The organism is Chlorogloeopsis sp. ULAP02 (genome assembly GCF_038404745.2).
Lineage (GTDB): Bacteria > Cyanobacteriota > Cyanobacteriia > Cyanobacteriales > Nostocaceae > Chlorogloeopsis.
Genome location: NZ_JAYKTT020000017.1, coordinates 1 through 17627, shown reverse-complemented (window position 1 = coordinate 17627; position 17627 = coordinate 1). Strand labels below are relative to the sequence as shown.

The 17627-nt window shown below is 41.1% G+C and carries 13 protein-coding genes; 10 read left to right on the top strand and 3 right to left on the bottom strand.

Annotation, left to right across the window (positions count from 1 at the left end):
• Nucleotides 1–44 precede the first annotated feature (44 nt).
• Nucleotides 45–1400: an MAC/perforin domain-containing protein gene (locus tag U2718_RS08580; RefSeq protein ID WP_341997280.1), complete on the bottom strand. Its 1356-nt coding sequence runs from the start codon at nt 1398–1400 to the stop codon at nt 45–47.
• 239 nt (nt 1401–1639) lie between these two features.
• Here U2718_RS08580 and U2718_RS08575 point away from each other — a divergent pair, with 239 nt between their 5' ends.
• Complete coding sequence (locus U2718_RS08575; RefSeq protein ID WP_341997278.1) at nt 1640–1831, top strand: DUF4278 domain-containing protein; 192 nt, start codon at nt 1640–1642, stop codon at nt 1829–1831.
• 323 nt (nt 1832–2154) lie between these two features.
• Here the strand turns inward: U2718_RS08575 and U2718_RS08570 are convergent, their stop codons facing one another.
• Nucleotides 2155–3519, bottom strand: a complete 1365-nt coding sequence (locus U2718_RS08570; RefSeq protein ID WP_341997276.1) for a hypothetical protein — start codon at nt 3517–3519, stop codon at nt 2155–2157.
• Between the two features lie 515 nt (nt 3520–4034).
• Between U2718_RS08570 and U2718_RS08565 the strand changes: the two genes are divergently transcribed.
• Both U2718_RS08565 and U2718_RS08560 read left to right on the top strand, forming a co-directional pair.
• Nucleotides 4035–7631, top strand: a complete 3597-nt coding sequence (locus tag U2718_RS08565; RefSeq protein ID WP_411813253.1) for an AAA-like domain-containing protein — start codon at nt 4035–4037, stop codon at nt 7629–7631.
• A gap of 272 nt (nt 7632–7903) precedes the next feature.
• Nucleotides 7904–9367, top strand: a complete 1464-nt coding sequence (locus U2718_RS08560; protein WP_341997274.1) for an amidohydrolase — start codon at nt 7904–7906, stop codon at nt 9365–9367.
• A 231-nt stretch (nt 9368–9598) separates the two neighbouring features.
• Here U2718_RS08560 and U2718_RS08555 read toward each other — a convergent pair whose 3' ends face one another.
• A complete protein-coding gene (locus U2718_RS08555) occupies nt 9599–13321 on the bottom strand; it encodes a CHAT domain-containing protein (protein WP_341997272.1) in 3723 nt (1240 codons plus the stop codon).
• A 242-nt stretch (nt 13322–13563) separates the two neighbouring features.
• On the opposite strand from U2718_RS08555, the gene U2718_RS08550 reads away from it, so the two are divergent.
• The 7 genes from U2718_RS08550 (at nt 13564) to U2718_RS08520 (ending at nt 17442) form a co-directional block, all read left to right on the top strand.
• Nucleotides 13564–13863 carry an antibiotic biosynthesis monooxygenase gene (locus tag U2718_RS08550; protein ID WP_341997269.1) on the top strand — a complete coding sequence of 100 codons (300 nt, stop codon included), beginning with the start codon at nt 13564–13566 and terminating at the stop codon, nt 13861–13863.
• Nucleotides 13864–14104: 241 nt separating this feature from the next.
• Complete coding sequence (locus tag U2718_RS08545) at nt 14105–14968, top strand: CPBP family intramembrane glutamic endopeptidase (RefSeq protein WP_341997267.1); 864 nt, start codon at nt 14105–14107, stop codon at nt 14966–14968.
• A gap of 292 nt (nt 14969–15260) precedes the next feature.
• On the top strand, nt 15261–15461 hold the full coding sequence (locus U2718_RS08540) for a hypothetical protein (RefSeq protein WP_289792758.1): 201 nt from the start codon (nt 15261–15263) through the stop codon (nt 15459–15461).
• A 306-nt stretch (nt 15462–15767) separates the two neighbouring features.
• Nucleotides 15768–15902 (top strand): hypothetical protein, encoded by a 135-nt coding sequence (locus U2718_RS08535; RefSeq protein ID WP_341997264.1) that lies wholly within the window; start codon nt 15768–15770, stop codon nt 15900–15902.
• A gap of 136 nt (nt 15903–16038) precedes the next feature.
• Nucleotides 16039–16302: a CopG family antitoxin gene (locus U2718_RS08530; protein WP_341997262.1), complete on the top strand. Its 264-nt coding sequence runs from the start codon at nt 16039–16041 to the stop codon at nt 16300–16302.
• 192 nt (nt 16303–16494) lie between these two features.
• Nucleotides 16495–16641: a hypothetical protein gene (locus tag U2718_RS08525; RefSeq protein WP_341997260.1), complete on the top strand. Its 147-nt coding sequence runs from the start codon at nt 16495–16497 to the stop codon at nt 16639–16641.
• A 129-nt stretch (nt 16642–16770) separates the two neighbouring features.
• The gene (locus U2718_RS08520) at nt 16771–17442 is read left to right on the top strand and encodes an HAD-IA family hydrolase (RefSeq protein ID WP_341997258.1); all 672 of its coding nucleotides are present in this window, start codon (nt 16771–16773) and stop codon (nt 17440–17442) included.
• Nucleotides 17443–17627: the final 185 nt, after the last annotated feature.

Sequence of the window (17627 nt, the reverse complement as noted above, 5' to 3'; positions counted from 1 at the left end):
GATCCCCGACTTTTGGTGAGAAGTCGGGAATCTTACAGCTTGAATTATAGAACCACAGTTATCTTGATCCGAAATTCATTAACTCCAACTTGAGTGAAAACATCTTTATGTTTGTATTCTTTATTAGTTTTAGGATCTCGATAACTTAAGCGACCGATATATAGCTTATTAGGATTAATAGTTGTCAGATGGGCATTTGATGTATCACCATTTTTGACATCATTTAATCGTGAGCGATCTGATACATTTGATTTGTCTTCCATAACAGTAAACCTAATATTTGGTTTAACTGAATCATGCACACCTTCTATATCCCAACGAACTCGAATATCGGGATAGTTGAGGAAAAAGTTTTGAGAAACACGACTTTTTTGACCATTAGCAGCAGCTAAACTAACTGTGACATCTTCTGCTACAACTTCCCAGTCTGATGGAGTCGTAGAACGAGATTGATGTCCTTGAGTTTGGATGTATTGCTCTACACTCTCTCTCATCAGTTTTTGCTTTTGAGCAATTGCTGAATCTTCAGGAAAACGTTCCTTAGTAAATAATTCGTATAAGGGGTACAATTGCAATTTAGTAGGCACTGGATCTTGTCTGATAGTTTGTAACCAAGTATTAAGGTCTCTATTAGGAGTTCCACCTATCCACTGAATGTTTTCTCGCCCACGTTCTACGGTAGAGCGAAATATTTTGCTTTTCTGTGTTTCAGTTCCAGAGCCTACTTGACCTGTTACATTCTTAAAAGTACCTTCAGCTTCAACACTGACATTAATACCTTCTAAAACCATGCGACGATAATCTTCACGGCTCATTTTGATAAACTGATAAGCTCGTCCACCAAATGCCACATTAGTAGAAAAATGAGTACCAAACTTGTCAATAAATTGTCGATATGCCTGCTTATTAGCAACACTAGGAAGAGCTAAAACAGCTTGGTATAATTCTTCTCCTATCGGTAAGAAATCAGTTTGATGCAAAAGCAATCTAAGTTCATGATCGATAAACTCAACTTGCGTATAACTATATAAATTAGTACGAGTTCTGGTTTCTTGCTCTACTTTGTTGTATGTTGTGCTGTTACTAAAAGCAAATCCTTGTGGAATTCCCACACCTAATGACACATTTTGACTAAACTTTTGCTGGAAATCGTAAGTTGATAACAGCATCAATGTTTCTTGAGCGTAACTCCCACTGGAGCCTGATTTATACTCTGTACCTTTAGGTTGAAGTGCGCTTTGATCGGGAATTGGTTCAAATTTTTCAGGAATGAATGTAACTGCTGAAAAATGTTTAGATGATTCTCCAATCCTCAAGGGGTCTAGTTGTAAGATATCATAACAACGACCCAAAGCATCTATATTTTTCAAAGGCAAAATTTTGGCAGCAATAGTTGTCATAATTGACTCTTTAATCTAGTGATTTTTATTTATTAAAATTGAACTATTTTTGTTATAATTCAAGTATGATTGTCCTGTCGATGTAGAAAAAGTATGTATTTATCTGGGGAATCATCGACTGAAATATTCTAAAGTTAAGTGGCTAAAATACTTAACTTTTCTGTATCGACTATTGTTTGTCTGCAACCTATAAGTAAAAGAATCAATCACAGATATCCTCAGGTCAGGAGAACAAAGTCATGCAATTAACTTATCGAGCTGCTAATTACGAATTGAACTCTACAGTTGTGAAAGTAGCCAATAGCGATCGCATAGGTATGTATCGGGGTACAAAAATTAAATTTTCCAGTCCTGCTGTTACACGTAAATCCCATGCCCATACTTCTAGTCAACTGAAGTATCGTGGTATAAATTACACTATCTGGCATTAAACTAATTCGTAATTTGGGTAGGCAAAATTAAAGTTACAGATGAAGGCGGGAGGAAACAAAATCTGTTTCCTGTCCCGCCTATTTTCTACGAAGAAAGTGTGTAATTAGTTTTATTTTAGTATCAGGAAATGAATATTCAACAAGAGCCAGAAGCTCTAGTTATCGTTACCAGGTTGAACCTGGTAACGAGGGTTTGTCGGCTAACACCTCTAAGCTGTCGGGATTAGTGCAAGATGTGAATAAAAGAAGAATTCAGACGTCAAAATAAAATTCCCCGAATTGTATTCGAGGAATTGACTCAAAAGTTAAAAGTAAATCTTTGTTTACGAAGCTGCTTCGATTGGTGTTCTAGTAGTCGTTAAGATGTTGGTCATAAATCTGCTGAAATCAACATATTTATAACTGTCATTTGCCGGATCGTATCTCAATATTGCAGCAAGCAAATAACCTTGATAAGTAAATGCTTTCTTGCCTGCTGGCACAGTGAACTCCATAGTTTCAGTTGTACTTTCACTCCATTGTTCTGTAAAGGTGATGTTGAATCCGATCTTGAAGCCAGCTTTTACCACCTCTGCACTAGCCTCAAACGAGAGTTCTGTGCTGAAAGATTGAGATGCTGTGAAAGTAAAACCACTAGTTACACTTTTGCTATACTTTGTGTCAGCGTCGGAATTGCTGTTGTCTAAAGAGCCAATATTATCTAAATCAGGAGAGTATAAAACAATAACCTCCACAAAGTCCTCTTTTGAAATTTTTGGTAAGCTTTTGCTAAATGTATCCTTAATTGCTGGAGGTAAACTAGGAAATATTTCTACTGTGCTAGGTTTTGCGGGTATCTTGAAAAGGAACAGATTGTTTTTGAAATGGGACTGGACAAATTCAACATCTGCGTTGAGAGCATCAATGCTATCGTATAGCACTGAGCGAGACCAGATAGTTAGAGTAGTATCATGTTTAAGCGAATCCTTTTTCTTTTTGTAATCTTTAATGACCAAATGCCAGTTGATTGTTAACACACCGATCGCATCAGCTTCACGTGTTTCTGGATTGTAATTTTCTACCAAAAATATGACTCTACTATCTGAGACATCGTAGTCTTGGACATTCGCATCATTAATGGGAGCGATCGCATTACTCAATACAGATTCTATAGAGTCTTTGTCGAGTCCTTTAACGAGACTTGCTGAAGCAATAGTGCCGACATTTACGAATAAACTTTTAATTGAGTCTACAGATGTAAATTTCCCCGTGTACGTAGTTGGCTGATATTTTATGCCAGTAAAACTCGATCTGTTCTTGACAAGATAATCAAAGTGAGACGGGAATTGAATATATTCCAATTCAGTACTATATCCCAAAGCTGAAGAATCAGGTTCCCAGTTTGCCTCTGAGGCTTTTTCCAAACCATTGTAGGATAAACTGCCAACATCAACTTGACCATCAAACTCATTTGTATAGAATGCTTTGCCGTCTTCACTTTGTTTATATGATTTAATGCCGTAAGTTTGTATAACTCCGCTGGGAAGTTTACTCTTTACTTCACTGATAGATGCACTAAGATTCTCTTTTTCTGTATAAATACAGGTCAACCCAATACTCGCTAGTTGTTTTTGTAATATCTCCGCTGTCAGTTTTGTTGGTTCAGTTTTATTCAGGCTAATTTTTACTTTTCTTTGAGGTATAGGCATTGTTATTCTCCTTTTGATTACCATTAATCGGTAGCTATGATTAATATTTTTAGTGATGTTATAGAGAATAGTCCATACAGAAAAATTAAGGATTTGATGGCTTAAATTTTAGCTAAAGTTGGGTTTTATTTAAGTAAAATTCTTGATTTTATATTTATGATTATTAAATATGCTCATCTAATTTTTGTAGACGCTAAATTCTTTATAGAAATACTCTTAAGTCACTCTTTCCTTGGTTTCTTAGCTTTTCTATGATTAGAGTCTCATATTATATTTTTGAAATATACGTAGTGGTCTATGTCATTAATTGCGAGCAGTTGTGAAAGTTTGTAGTTAGCGGTAGAGCCGCTGAAATTAATGAGCAATAAATCGCTGACTACAAACCCCTTAGAACTAATGACATGACACAGCTTTTACGCAAAGTTAAGTTTCTTCTCACTTCAAAATCCTTAACTTTTCTACATGGACAATTGACCGCTCAAACCTTAAAAATAAGTTCAGTCAAGCTTTGATAAATGACGCAGGCAACCCGAATGCACGAACTGTTGTCACCCTACGAGTATCAAGTTGGCGGTCGTCTCCCTGTAGATGCACCTAGCTATGTCATACGCCAAGCGGATAAAGAACTCTACCAGGCTTTGAAATCAGGTGCATTTTGTTACGTCCTCAACTGTCGCCAAATGGGAAAATCTAGCCTGCGGGTACAGGTGGCAAAGCAACTACAAGAGGATGGCTTTGCCTGTGCAACGGTTGATCTATCTGGAATAGGAAACAGAAATATTACGCCAGACCAGTGGTACGCTGACATTATTATGCGTCTGGTGCGAAGTTTGCGGCTATCTGGGCAAATTAATGTTCGCAATTGGTTCACAGAAAGACAATATTTATCGCCTGTCGGTCGTTTGGGTGAGTTACTCCAAAACTTACTGCCAGAGTTGATTGCTCAACCAATCGTGATTTTTTTCGACGAAATCGACAGTACCCTCAGCTTACCATTTAATTCTGATGATTTTTTTGCGTTAATCCGAGCTTGCCACGAACGCAAACGTCTCACTTTTGCCTTATTAGGAGTAGCAACCCCCTCAGATTTGATTGTAGATAAAACCCGGACACCTTTTAATATTGGTCGGGCAATTGAGTTGAATGGGTTTCATGTGGATGAAGTTAAACCGCTAGAGGTAGGATTGGCTGATTTGGTAGACAATCCCAAGGCAGTACTGAAGGAAATACTTGCTTGGACGGGAGGACAACCATTTCTCACTCAGAAGTTGTGTAATTTGATAGCACAGCAGGAGAAATGGGAGAGCGGGGTGCCAAGCCGCAGGGAAGAAAAATTTCCCACTCTTGAGTACCCGTTTTTGCAAAAACTGATGGGGGAAATATTAACGCAGCATGAAGAAATTGCCGATCGCGTGTCTGCAATTGTGCGATCGCATCTAATCGAAAATTGGGCAGCCCAAGACGAACCACCCCATCTCAGGACAATACGCGATCGCCTACTGAGCAACGAGCAACGTGCCAGCAGACTGCTAGGACTATATCAGCAAATTCTCCAAGATGGCAGTATTCTTGCTGATGATTCTCCAGAAAAAATTGAGTTACTCTTATCGGGATTGGTTGTCAAAAAACAGGGTTATTTGCGAGTTTACAACCGCATCTATCAGGAAGTTTTTAACTCTGAATGGGTGGAAAAGCAATTAAATAAATTACGACCTTACGCAGATTTACTGAATGCTTGGGTAGCTTCTAATTATCAAACTGAAACCTATCTCCTGCGGGGAGAAGCGCTCAAAGCAGCTCAAGCTTGGTCGAGAGGGAAGAGCTTAAGTAATCAAGATTACCGATTTTTAGCTGCTAGTGAAGAACTGGATAAACGAGAGGTACAGATTGCCCTCACTGCATCGGAGCAAGCAAATCAAATATTACTCAACGCTCAACAGCAAGCCAAGAAAACCATTCAGCGCGGACTAATGGGATTAACAGTACTTTCGGTAGCAGCTGCTACCTTAGTAGGATTATCGGGATTGTTGACATGGCAAACAACGCAACAAAAACGACAGGTAAATCTTGGCGAGATTAAAACACTGATTCTTTCATCAGAAGCTGCTTTTAAGTCTGATCAAAACTTAGATGCCTTGGCTGAAAGTATCAAAGCAAATATTAAATTGAACCAATTGGGATGGAATCATGCAAGTACAGACTTGAAAGTACAGTTAGAAAAGGCACTGCGACAGTCTATCTATTGGGTGCGCGAAAGCAATCGTTTAGTAGGGCATACAGATGTAGTTACGCGAGTGAAATTCAGTCCCGATGGGCAAAAGCTCGCCTCTGCTAGTTGGGACAAGACTGTGAAAATTTGGCGACGGGACGGAAAGCTACTTCATACCCTGCGGGGGCATACTGATGGTGTATGGAGTGTTAATTTTAGCCCTGATGGCAAGATGTTGGTTAGTGCCAGTCGGGATAAAACTGTTAAGGTTTGGCGGGTTGAGGATGGTCGAGCAATTCTGACTTTACCTCACAACGATTGGGTAGCGTGTGTAGGCTTCAGCCCCGATAGCAAGATGGTAGCAGGGATGGAGTGGAATAGCACAATGCGATTGTGGAATTTGGCAGGTAAAGAATTGCGATCATTTCATACGCATAATGCACCAGCTGTAGCAATTAGTTTCAGTCCCAAGGGGAATGCGATCGCTACCGCCAGCCGTGATGGTACTGCAAAACTCTGGAACCTGAACGGTGAAGAACTAGTGACACTCAAGGGGCATCGCGATTGGGTAATGTATGTTAATTTCAGTCGGGATGGCAAAACAATTGCTACTGCCAGTAAGGACAATACCGCGAAACTTTGGGATTTAGAAGGAAAAGAATTAGTGACCTTGCGTGGACATACTGACACCCTTGGTAGTGTAGTCTTTAATCGCGACAGTCAAACTATTGCTACAGCTGGTTGGGATCAAACCATCCGACTGTGGAACCGTCAAGGAAAACAATTACAAGTTCTCCAAGGTCATACAGATGCAATTTGGGGTGTCAATTTTAGCAATGATGGTCGCTTTCTGGCTAGTAGTGGTGAGGATGGGATGGTAAGATTGTGGAATTTAGGCAATAAATCCCACTCTTTCATACTCAATCTTGGCGATGCTGCGGCTGCTAGTGTCAGTTTTAGTCCTGATGGTCAGACCTTGGGTACTGCTGGTAGATATACGATGGCTAAACTGTGGAATCGACAAGGACAAGAACTAGCTAGATTGAGCGGTCATGACGATACCTTGAGAAATTTGCAATTTAGCCCGAATGGTAAACTTATTGCTACTACCAGTCGAGACAAAACCATTAAGTTGTGGAACCGACAAGGAAAAGAACTGGCAACACTGCGAGGGCATCAAGCAGATGTCAGGAGTGTGAGTTTCAGTCCTGACAGTCAAACTCTTGCTAGTGCAAGTTGGGATACAACTGCCAAATTGTGGAATCTGGCAGGTCAAGAAATTGCTATCCTGCAAGGGCATGAGGCTGCTGTTAGAAGTGTGAATTTCAGCCTTGATGGTCAAATTATCGCTACCGCCAGCGAAGATGGTACAGCCAAACTCTGGAGCACTCAAGGAAAAGAATTGTTAACCCTGCGAGGACATCAAGCAGGAGTAAATTCAGTTAGTTTCAGTCCCGATCACGACATAATTGCAACTGCGAGTAAAGATAAAACAGTCAAGCTTTGGAACCGAAAGGGTGAAGAATTGCTGACTCTCCGGGGACATAAAGGTGAAGTAAATGTTGTGATTTTCAGTTCTAATGGACAGATGATCGTCACTGCCAGTGAAGATATGACAGTTAAGCTTTGGAACCGCAAGGGCGAAGTATTGCAAACTCTTGGCGGACATAGCGCTGGAGTGAAAAGTCTGAGTTTTAGTGCTGATAGTCGGGTTTTAGCCTCATCAGATTCAATTGGTAACGTCATTCTTTGGAATTTAGATATTGATTCCAGCCCAGAGAAATTATTGCTGGAAGGGTGCAATTGGATCGGAGATTATTTAAAAAATAGTGCGAATGTCAAATTAGAAGACCGTCATTTGTGCGATCGCCTGAGCAGGAATGGCAACAAAAGTAGTACTTAGGCTGCGAGTTCAGTCTACTGGCGCGTCTTCTGCCTTGCTCGTTGACAACGTACTGAATTTCAGCCCGTCTAAAGACTAGTAACTCGATGCCATTCTAATTAATCTTCAATGAGAAGAAGCTCATACAGAAAAAACTGCCTAAAATTCCGTGTTGTTAAATTATCATTCAAATTTTCAGTTCAAAATTCCTTAGAGGGTACTATCAGGTAAAAATTTGTCTAGTTGCAGCTCGTAATTAGACAGATAGTAAAACCACGAATAAGGAGAATAGTGTGATACGCCAGTCTCCAAAATACTACAAGCTATTAGTTCTTTTCGTTTGTACAGCGTGTTTTATCTTTTTTAGTCCGATAGTCATTGCTCAGAGTAATCATAACTTCCATAACTTCAAGAATCGAGGGAAGCAGAATGTAGAACTGATTGTGGGTGGGGATTTTGTCGTTACCATGAACGAGGCACAACCCGTCATCCAGAATGGCGCGATCGCAATTCAGGACGGCAAAATTGTTGCAGTAGATACAAAAGACAAGATAGTGGCATCTTACAAAGCTGCCACGACATTACCAGGTGAGGGAATGGTACTAATGCCTGGTCTTATTAACGGCCACTCTCACTCGGCAATGGTGCTTTTTCGCGGTCTTGCGGACGATTTAGCGTTGGAGGATTGGCTTCAGAATTACATTTTCCCAGCGGAAGCAAAGTTCGTTGACGAAAATTTTGTCCGAGTTGGTGAGCAACTTGCCTGCTGGGAGATGATCCGTGGTGGAACAACGACTTTTGTTGATATGTATTTTGAGCCAGATGTTGCAGCAGAAGTGGTTAATGAATGTGGCTTACGCGCCGTTATTGCACCGTCATCTATAGATTTCCCCAGCCCTGGTTTCCAAGGATGGGATGATGCATTTGCCGCAGCGGTGGATTTTGTGAAACGCTGGAAAGGCAAGAACCCACGTATCATACCAGCTATTGCTGCCCATGCTCCCTACACCGTCTCACCGGAGAATCTGACACAGGCTATAGGAGCCGCGCGTCAATACGATGTCCCGCTGACAATTCACGTGGCGGAGACACAAACCGAAGTCAAAGATGTCGAACAACGCTATAACGCAACTCCAGTGCAACACCTGGAAAATCTTGGCTTTTTGGAGCCGCGCGTATTTGCTGCACATATGGTATGGCCTAACGAAAATGAAATTGATTTGCTGGCAAAACGCGGTGTTGGTGTTATTCACAACCCTGACTCGAATTTAAAGTTGGCTTCTGGCTTTGCACCGATACCAGCGATGCTAAAAGCAGGAGTTAAGGTTGGTTTAGGTACGGATGGAGCCGCATCCAACAACGATCTTGACATGTGGGAGGCAATCCGCCTTACCGCCCTGATCCATAAGGGAATAACTCTCAATCCCACAGTCGTACCAGCCAAGACAGTTTTGCGTATGGCAACACTCGGTGGTGCAGAAGCACTCAACTTAGCAGATAGAATAGGTGCGATTAAGGTGGGACTCCAGGCAGACGTGATTCAAGTCCAACTCACAGAACCACACCTGACACCACTTTACGATGTCATCTCGCATCTTGTTTACACAGCCGATGCTCAGGATGTTGATACCGTCATTGTAAACGGGCAAGTTTTAATGCATAGACGTAAGATGCTCACGGTTAATCCTGATCAGATTCGCTTGGAAGCTAACTCCATTGCTGAGAATATAAAAGCTGAGTTACGACTCTCCAATTAAAGCTTATTTATATCTAGCGACTTAGCACCGACTCGCCAGTAGTAGCGCTGTCTGAACAGAAGTTGACTACCTATATCATAGACTTCTTGCAGCAATAACGATCTAGGTTAATTACAACCACAGATGGACACCGATAAACACAGATAAAATCTGTGTCCATCTGTGTCCATCCGTGGTCGATTTATTTGAAAAATTTTAGCTGTGCCACACCACTACAATATAAATTATCTCTTAGCCCAAATTACCTATTAACTTAAATCCTGCCCAGTAGTAAGGATGATCGTAAACCTTTTTATCTGTTGACATTTGACTGCTTCTGTGTAATTCCGCTGCTAGATGCGTTCTAATTCTTAATTCCTCGGCAGGTAGTTGATTAATTACATCTTCGTACCATTTTGTCAATTGCCCGGCAGTTAATTCTCTCAGCCATGCTGTTGCTTCTAAAAAGGCAGTAGTTATCGATTGATTGAGCTTAATTCTTCGGTAAAATTCAATCATTACCAAAGCAGCGGCAGCTGAGTCTACAGTCCATAGATTATTTACTACATAAGGAACTCCCAGACTGAGAAAAGCGTGAGCTAAACTTACATATTCGGTGGTGATGCTTTGGGGGTAAGACATAGCTGCTTCAGCCGCTGACAGCGTAATCAGTTTGTAATTTACTAAGGAATTTTTACAAATTTCTTCTAGAGTGAGTTGATCGTGTGCTAATAATAATGCTGATTGATGTGGATGAATCAAATTTTCAGTTAATTGCCCAATAAAATGAAGCAGATTGCGACCGCCACTCAGGGCATTTTTGATTTGCTGTTTGGTTGCTTGGGATTCTGAGATGCGTTGGCAATTATTAAATAACTGGCTAATCAATTCAGCTTCGATTTTGGCAAATTTCTGTCTGGAATAATCGGTGCTGTTCGATTGTTCCACACTCAATAAACTCAGTTCGTCTGTCTGTCTTACAAATTTTGCTTTCAGAAATAATCCGATTTGAGCAGTTGGCAGGTAAGTAATTGTGAAATTTGCATTCAAATTAGACAATTCTTCCTGTGCAGCAAGATGGAAAAGGGCATGAAGAGGATAGGCGTGCAAATCGCGGTGGGGAATTAAAATCAGTTGGGTAATGTCTTCTAGTTCCTGTATGGTTGCAGAGATGTTGAGGATATTTTTGAGTTGTAAAAGCCTCCGTTCCATGTCTAAACGCCAGGAATGTTTGCTTTTGCTTTGTTCGTCTTCACCGACGCGGCGATATTCCTGATATTGTTGATTCCATTCTTGTACCCATTTTTCAAATTCAATCAAGCGTGCTACTGCTTCGGGTACAGGTAATTCATCAATAGAGTCAAAATTGAGTACGGGTGTAAAGATGGGGATGGGTTCTGGAGAATTGTATTTAATGACAAAGGTGCGTAGGGTGCAAGGGGTAATATGCCAGCACACGATCGCAGTTGTGGGATTGAGTAGTTGGTGAACGTCAGCGTAGGTGGGTGAGTAAATTTCATCAGTCCAACCATATAATAGCCAGTTCAAACAGGCATTTTTGCCTTGTTCCAAGATTTCCCAGCCAGGAGCTAAATCACCATACAAGATGGCGATATCAACGGTTAACTGGGCTATGCCTGCAAATTTCAAAACGAGTTGCTTTTTACTTTCATCTGTGCGATCGCTTTCGTTTAATAAGCTTTGCAACAAATAAATAGCGCGTTGCTGGTATTCGTGTGCTGGTGCTTTTTCTCCCAAAACCACTAGCGTTTTGATTAGATTTTGCAGCACCTCTAAATGCAATAGAGTCAATCCTTCTGCTGTGAAAACATAGAGCGCTTGTTCGTATGCAGTTGCAGCTTGCAGCCAATAATAGCGGGGTGGAGAATGTTGCTTACCTTGTTCGTAATGAGCATTACCGATCGCTAGAGAAAGTGTAGCCCAACCTTCAGGGTGAGTTGTTGGGCTAATATATCTCAACCCTTCTTGATAACTTGCTAATCTGCCATCATAGCCGCGCTCATTCAAGGCAGGATTGATATGAGATTGTTGTTGTACAAGCCCTTCAAAATTAACTGCACCTCCAGCAGCATTACCTCGCCCCAGCCAAGCTTCCCAAAAATCTGGTTGCAGAAGTAGAGCTTGATCGTAAGAGGCGATCGCTTCTTCAAATCGCTTCAGGTGAGATTGAGCTACGCCTAAGTTGTACCAGATCAGATGAAAATCGGGTTTAAGTTCTATCGCTTTGTAGTAGGAGGCGATCGCTTCTTCCCGACGCCCCAAATTATCTGAGGCGACACCACGGTTGAACCAGGTTAAATAAAAATCACTCTTGATCGTGATCGCTCGATCCCAAGAGGCGATCGCATCTTGCCAATTTCCCAAATTTGCTAGTGCTACTCCCCTGTCAACCCAAACGTCGTGGAAGTCAGGATTAATTTGCGTAGCGCGATCATAAGCTTTAACTGCATCTGCCCAATTTGCTACTTTCTCCAGTTCGCTTCCCAGGGCATACCAAGCTTCGTGACAGTCGGGATTGACTTCTGTGGCTTGGTAGTAATTGGCGATCGCATCTTCCCAACAACCTAAATTAGATAGTGCTAATCCCCGGTTGTACCAAGCTAAATCCAACTGGGGATCGGATTCTATTGCTCTATCATAGGAAGCGATCGCGTCATGATGTTGTCCATTCTCAGCGAATGCCACGCCTCGCCAATACCAACTTAGGGAGTCTTGAGGTTGCAGTAATAGTGCTTGATCTAAACCGAAAATTGCTTCCGGTAGATATCCTAGTTTCAACTGCATTAAACCCCATCCAGAGTAGGCTTGTTGATAGTCGGGTTTTAATTCTAATGCTCGGTGGAAGCAAGCAAGTGCATCGGCAAAATATCCTAGCTCGCTTAAGGCTGCACCTTTGTTGTACCAACCTTTGTAAAAGTCGGGTTTAATCTCCAGTATTTTGTCATAGGAGGCGATCGCTTCAGTGAAATTGCCTAAATAAAATAATGTCAAACCTCGATTCAACCAATATTCGTAGACATCAGGTTTCAGTTTTAGGGCTTTGTCGTAATGTGTCATCGCTGTTGCTAAATCGCCGTTCTTAGCTTGTTGCAGAGCTTGGTAAAAATATGCTTGTGCTTGAGTTGTAATGCGATCGCTTAGATCGCTTACTGCTCCAATAATTGGATCTGAGTTAGTTGGTGGAACTTCTAGCTCAACAGCTAATTGTTCGGCAATGTTATTACTTTGCTCCCAGCCCACTAAAAAATCATCCGTTGTTAGAGCTTCTTGTATCCAAGCTCCTTCCTCCTCACCAAAATTAATCAAGTTTGGAGATATGCTTGCAGTATCTTCTTTTACTGGTTGTAAAGCTGTTACAAAACTAGTCTGTGTTGTTTGTGATACATCTTCTTCGTCTTCCCATAATCTCTCGCCAAAATTGCGTATTAATTTTATTCCAGGACTACTGAAAGTTGTTGCAATTCCGACATCTTGCTGTTGCGGCAATTCCGTATTCGGTGGTGGAACAGGGATAGGTATAGCCTGGGTGGTTTCTAAATCTTCCCAATATTCTTCGCCTAAGTTCCGTGTTAGTAACCTTATACCCAAATCGTAAGCAAGATCTCCAACAGTCCCAATTCCCAACTCTCCTAGCTGCACCATCCTCTCCGCTAACTGATTGTTTTGAGCGGGTGAAGTTAGCAATTTTTCACCAAAGTCCAGCAACCATTCTATCCAACGGTCAACACTGATACGATCTTCCATCCGTTGCAAATACTTGATTGCCCAATGCTTGCCTCGTGCTTGATACACACCTTCTAACAATTGGGTAAACAAATATTCTAAATCCGCGTTAGTTAGTTCGGGCGGCTTTTTTACCACCTGATGTCCAATTACAGCCTTTGCAGAAGCATACCGCTTTTTTTTGGGAGACTGCCGGAACCTTTTAAGCCATCGCACCAGCCACTTGAGCATTTTGGGAACTCTTGGATGTTTTCCTGTAGATTTTAGCGATCGATGTCTAAAAAACTATTGACTACGTAAAAACCGATGTAATAAACAAGATAAATTTGATATATTGTTAAGCATATTTTGTAAATTTATACAGCTTTTATCTAAATAGATGGTCAATTTTATAACATACATTTTTGTCAATCAGGTTTTTAGCATCATAGATTGGTGTTAAGTTAAGCAATGTTGAGCTAGTATTTCAAACCATGATATTGGAAGTTGCGATTCTTGAGGTGAAACCTGATTTAACTGAAGAATTTGAAGCTGCCTTCAAAACAGCCTCAACTATTATTGCTTCTATGTCAGGCTATATCTCCCATGAGCTTCAACGATGTCTAGAAACTACAAATCGTTATATTCTGCTTGTACGTTGGCAGCAATTAGAAGACCATACTATTGGGTTTCGACAATCAGCAAAATATCAAGAGTGGCGATCGCTACTCCACCACTTCTACGATCCATTTCCGGTTGTCGAGCATTATGAAAGCCTTTTATTCAACTCTTGATCTGAGTTTTGCCATCTTTCCCAGAACGCAGGCTAACATAATGTCCTAAGTCTGATGGGGCTATAGTTAATACCTTACGAACTTGGTCTTCAATATAGTGTCTGTATTAGGCGTGTTATAAGGAAAATGTCTGTATAAATACCCTATACAGGGTGGTTATATGGAAGTATTCCGTATAATGTCTGTATTAGGCGTGTTATACGGAAAGTGTCTGTATAAATACCCCATACAGGGTGGTTATATGGAAAGTTTCAGTATAATCAATAGTTATGCCGAAAGTATCTTAGTAATAGAGTGTTTGAAGGGTAAATTCTGTTGGCTTTCGACGTGGAATCAGCGTATTAAAGTAAATATGTCAATGAAGGTATTTACAGTTTTGTGGCTAACGGGCATGGCAGGTGTGATCTCGCTTTGGTGGATGAACTTACCTATTCCTGAAAGTGAAGAATTACAACTGCCTCTTTGGGGCATCAAACTGCTTTCCTTGATTCAGCCAACCTTCCTTCTATCTATTGCTGTATTAGTCGGTGTTGTTCTGGCGCATAAAGTTGGATTGTCAGCACCATTAGCTGAGGCAATAGCCAATAGAACTTCAATGAGTCTAGCTATTCAACCTCAGGTGCTTCCAGGGATTATTGGTGGTTTGGTAGGAGGTATTGTGCTAACCGCCATCCAGTTCTGCGCCAAGTTCCTTCTGCCTTCAGATTTTGTCATGAAGGCTGAGACTCTATCAAGCAGCACCCCATTTTTAACTCGCATTCTTTATGGAGGTATCACCGAAGAGTTGCTGCTTCGATGGGGAATGATGACGCTTTTAGTATGGCTCGGTTGGCGAGTTTTTTCACAAGGTCAAGGTGAACCGTCTACATTGTGCTTTGTAGCAGCGATCGCCCTTTCAGCATTTCTCTTCGGCTTTGGCCATTTACCCCTTGTCTTCGTACTAGGAACACAGGTAACTATTTCAGTCATTACTTATGTAATTGTAGGTAATTCAGTTTTTGGCTTAATAGCAGGTTATCTCTACTGGCGTAAAGGTCTTGAAGCGGCAATGATTTCTCATATAGTGGTTCATGTGGTTATGCTAGTAGCCCGTTTAGCACGATGACACAAAGTTGGAAGCTCCGTATTAACAATTCATCATTAATCTCTGTCCTATGCGACGGCATAACAATCCCAATGCACACCGACCGCTGAGGGTTATTTGTGAGCATTGAGGTTATCTGCGGCGGGTGATGGGCAACGTTATGCGTTTAATTCTCGGTTGGGGCGCAGCCGTAAGTTTATCTGTTTGTGTTCAAGAGGTTTTCAGAGAAAGGCTCGATAGCCAAAATGCAGAGGCACCCTACCCTTTCCGGTGAAGCTATAATTTCCTTAAGGGCAGAGAGGTACAACTGGCTATGTCAAACCTTGACCAAATTGAAGCAGCAATTCTTTCATTGCCATCCAGTGAGTTTGAGCAGTTAAGGCTGTGGTTCCTTGATTTAGACTACGAACGCTGGGATAAACAGATAGAGCAAGATATTGAAGACGGTAAGTTAGAGGCATTTGCTCAGGAAGCGATCGCTGAGTTTGAAGCGGGTCATTGCCGAGAAATTTGATGCACTATACAACCCGGAAGTTTTGGCAATACTACGACGCATTACCTGAAAGTGTTCAACGAACGGCAGAGATGACCTAGATTCATTATCTGAGAAGCAACTGAATAATATTGATTCGCTTATAGACCTGTTAAACAAATCTTATGGCAAGAATATCGCTTTTTTGCATTCAGTAGACAGTTATGAAGAATTAACAAAAATGAATTTAATACGTGAAATTAGAGATAAAAACCACGCATAACTACATAGAATTAAATCAGTCGATAGTCTAAAATCAAGTTGCTACAGCAGTTTAGGGTTGGCAGTGTGAGAATCGAAGAAATCATCTGGCTAGACACAATTATAGAAAAGCTTGCTGTAAAGCACTGTGTTGAGCCTGATGAAGTAGAGGAGGTTCTTAGCAACAAACCCAAATTTCGATTTGTGGATAAAGGCGATTGAGAGGGGGAAGACGTATATCTTGCTTTGGGACAAACGGATGCTGGACTTTATCTAGCAGTGTTGTTGATTTATAAGCCTTTCGCTCAAGTTCTGATTTTAAGTGCAAGGGATATGGCAGATAAAGAGAGGAAACTGTATGGCAGAAAATAAGTCTAAGAAGTTACCTCAATTTAATACTAATCAGGAACTTGTAGAGTTCTTTGATACTCACGATCTGGGTGAGTATGAGGGTGAACTGCCAGAGGCGCATTTTGATGTTGACATCAAACGGAGCCATTATTTAGTTTCGATTAACAGAGATTTGATGAGTAAGCTTTTGGAAGTTGCTAAAGAGCAGCAAATTTCGGTTGAAATGCTTGTAGATTCCTGGTTGAAAGAGAAGCTTATAAAAGCAAGTTGAAGCGCGGTATAACAACCCCTATGCTTAATAAATTATCTCAGTATGTTTGGAGACGCTCAGGAGACGGTGTAGCACTTACATACAGAGAAGTTCTTTGAGTGTTTGAGTGAAATACAGCAGGTGTTATTTAAAGCTTATCTATTACCACCTAATGTGAGATTGTTTTGAATTGGTGGTAAAAATGGAGCCAGTATGAATCAGCAATTACCTCAGTTCATCCACCGCGTTGTCGATCGCTTGCAGTCGATACAGGGAATTACAGTGATCGCTCTAGCAATTCTGGAAAAAATTGAGCAGGATTTGAGTCAATGGTATGGCGATCGTCGGGTAATCGTGTAAAGACAAAAGAGCTTGTTTACAATGACAGATTTGAAAGTGGCGGTAGCATAAATTCCGTTAGATGGCGATCGCATCAAGGGTGGTTGGGTTTGGGAGTTATTTCGAGATGATCGGGTGTTGGTTGAACCAATGGTAAAGGCAGTTTTTTTTGATTTAGATGGGACGCTGCTCGATCGTGATGCGTCGGTAAAACAATTTATCGCAGCGCAGTACGATAGGCTGACTGTCCACTTAAGCCATATTCCCAAAATCGACTATATCACTAGATTCATCGAGCTAGACTGCCGCGGTCATGTTTGGAAAGATAAAGTTTATCAAATGCTGGTTGCAGAATTTGAAATAGAAAGAATGAGTTGGCAGGCGTTACTTGAAGATTACGAAACACAATTTCAGCTTCATTGTGTTCCATTCAATTTCCTCTTTGAGATGCTAAATGTTTTAAAACAGCAAGGCTATTTGTTGGGTATTGTTACGAATGGGTTAGGACAGTTTCAAACTCGTTCAATTGAAGGGCTAGGGATTCGAGATTACTTTGATATCATTCTCATTTCTGAAGTCGAGCAAGTTAGGAAACCGCAAGCAGAAATTTTTCAGAGAGCCATGACTCGATTGGGTGTATCAGCACCGGATAGCGTTTTTGTTGGCGATCATGCCGAAGCAGATATTGCGGGGGCAAAAAGAGTACAGATGAGGACAATTTGGAAACGCAGTTTGCATTGGCTAGAAGCAAAAGAGGCAGATGCAATCATCGACGAACTAAGTGAAATTCCCTTGATCCTTGAACAGTTCAAATGTAATTAACAGTTCGGCGGCATAATAACCCCTGTACTTAAAAAACACCTCAGCATATTTGCGAGTGTAATTGCCATCCTTTCCAGAAACGTAGGCTAACATAATGTCCTAAGTCTGATGGGGCTATAGTTAATGCCTTACGAACTTGGTCTTCAATATAGTGTCTGTATTAGGCGTGTTATAAGGAAAATGTC

Excerpts from the sequence above, each read along its gene's own strand:
- U2718_RS08580 (WP_341997280.1), bottom strand. The coding sequence starts at position 1,400 with ATGACAACTATTGCTGCCAAAATTTTGCCTTTGAAAAATATAGATGCT.
- U2718_RS08575 (WP_341997278.1), top strand. The coding sequence starts at position 1,640 with ATGCAATTAACTTATCGAGCTGCTAATTACGAATTGAACTCTACAGTT.
- U2718_RS08570 (WP_341997276.1), bottom strand. The coding sequence starts at position 3,519 with ATGCCTATACCTCAAAGAAAAGTAAAAATTAGCCTGAATAAAACTGAA.
- U2718_RS08565 (WP_411813253.1), top strand. The coding sequence starts at position 4,035 with ATGACGCAGGCAACCCGAATGCACGAACTGTTGTCACCCTACGAGTAT.
- U2718_RS08555 (WP_341997272.1), bottom strand. The coding sequence starts at position 13,321 with ATGCTCAAGTGGCTGGTGCGATGGCTTAAAAGGTTCCGGCAGTCTCCC.
- U2718_RS08550 (WP_341997269.1), top strand. The coding sequence starts at position 13,564 with ATGATATTGGAAGTTGCGATTCTTGAGGTGAAACCTGATTTAACTGAA.
- U2718_RS08545 (WP_341997267.1), top strand. The coding sequence starts at position 14,105 with ATGGAAAGTTTCAGTATAATCAATAGTTATGCCGAAAGTATCTTAGTA.
- U2718_RS08540 (WP_289792758.1), top strand. The coding sequence starts at position 15,261 with ATGTCAAACCTTGACCAAATTGAAGCAGCAATTCTTTCATTGCCATCC.
- U2718_RS08530 (WP_341997262.1), top strand. The coding sequence starts at position 16,039 with ATGGCAGAAAATAAGTCTAAGAAGTTACCTCAATTTAATACTAATCAG.
- U2718_RS08525 (WP_341997260.1), top strand. The coding sequence starts at position 16,495 with ATGAATCAGCAATTACCTCAGTTCATCCACCGCGTTGTCGATCGCTTG.
- U2718_RS08520 (WP_341997258.1), top strand. The coding sequence starts at position 16,771 with ATGGTAAAGGCAGTTTTTTTTGATTTAGATGGGACGCTGCTCGATCGT.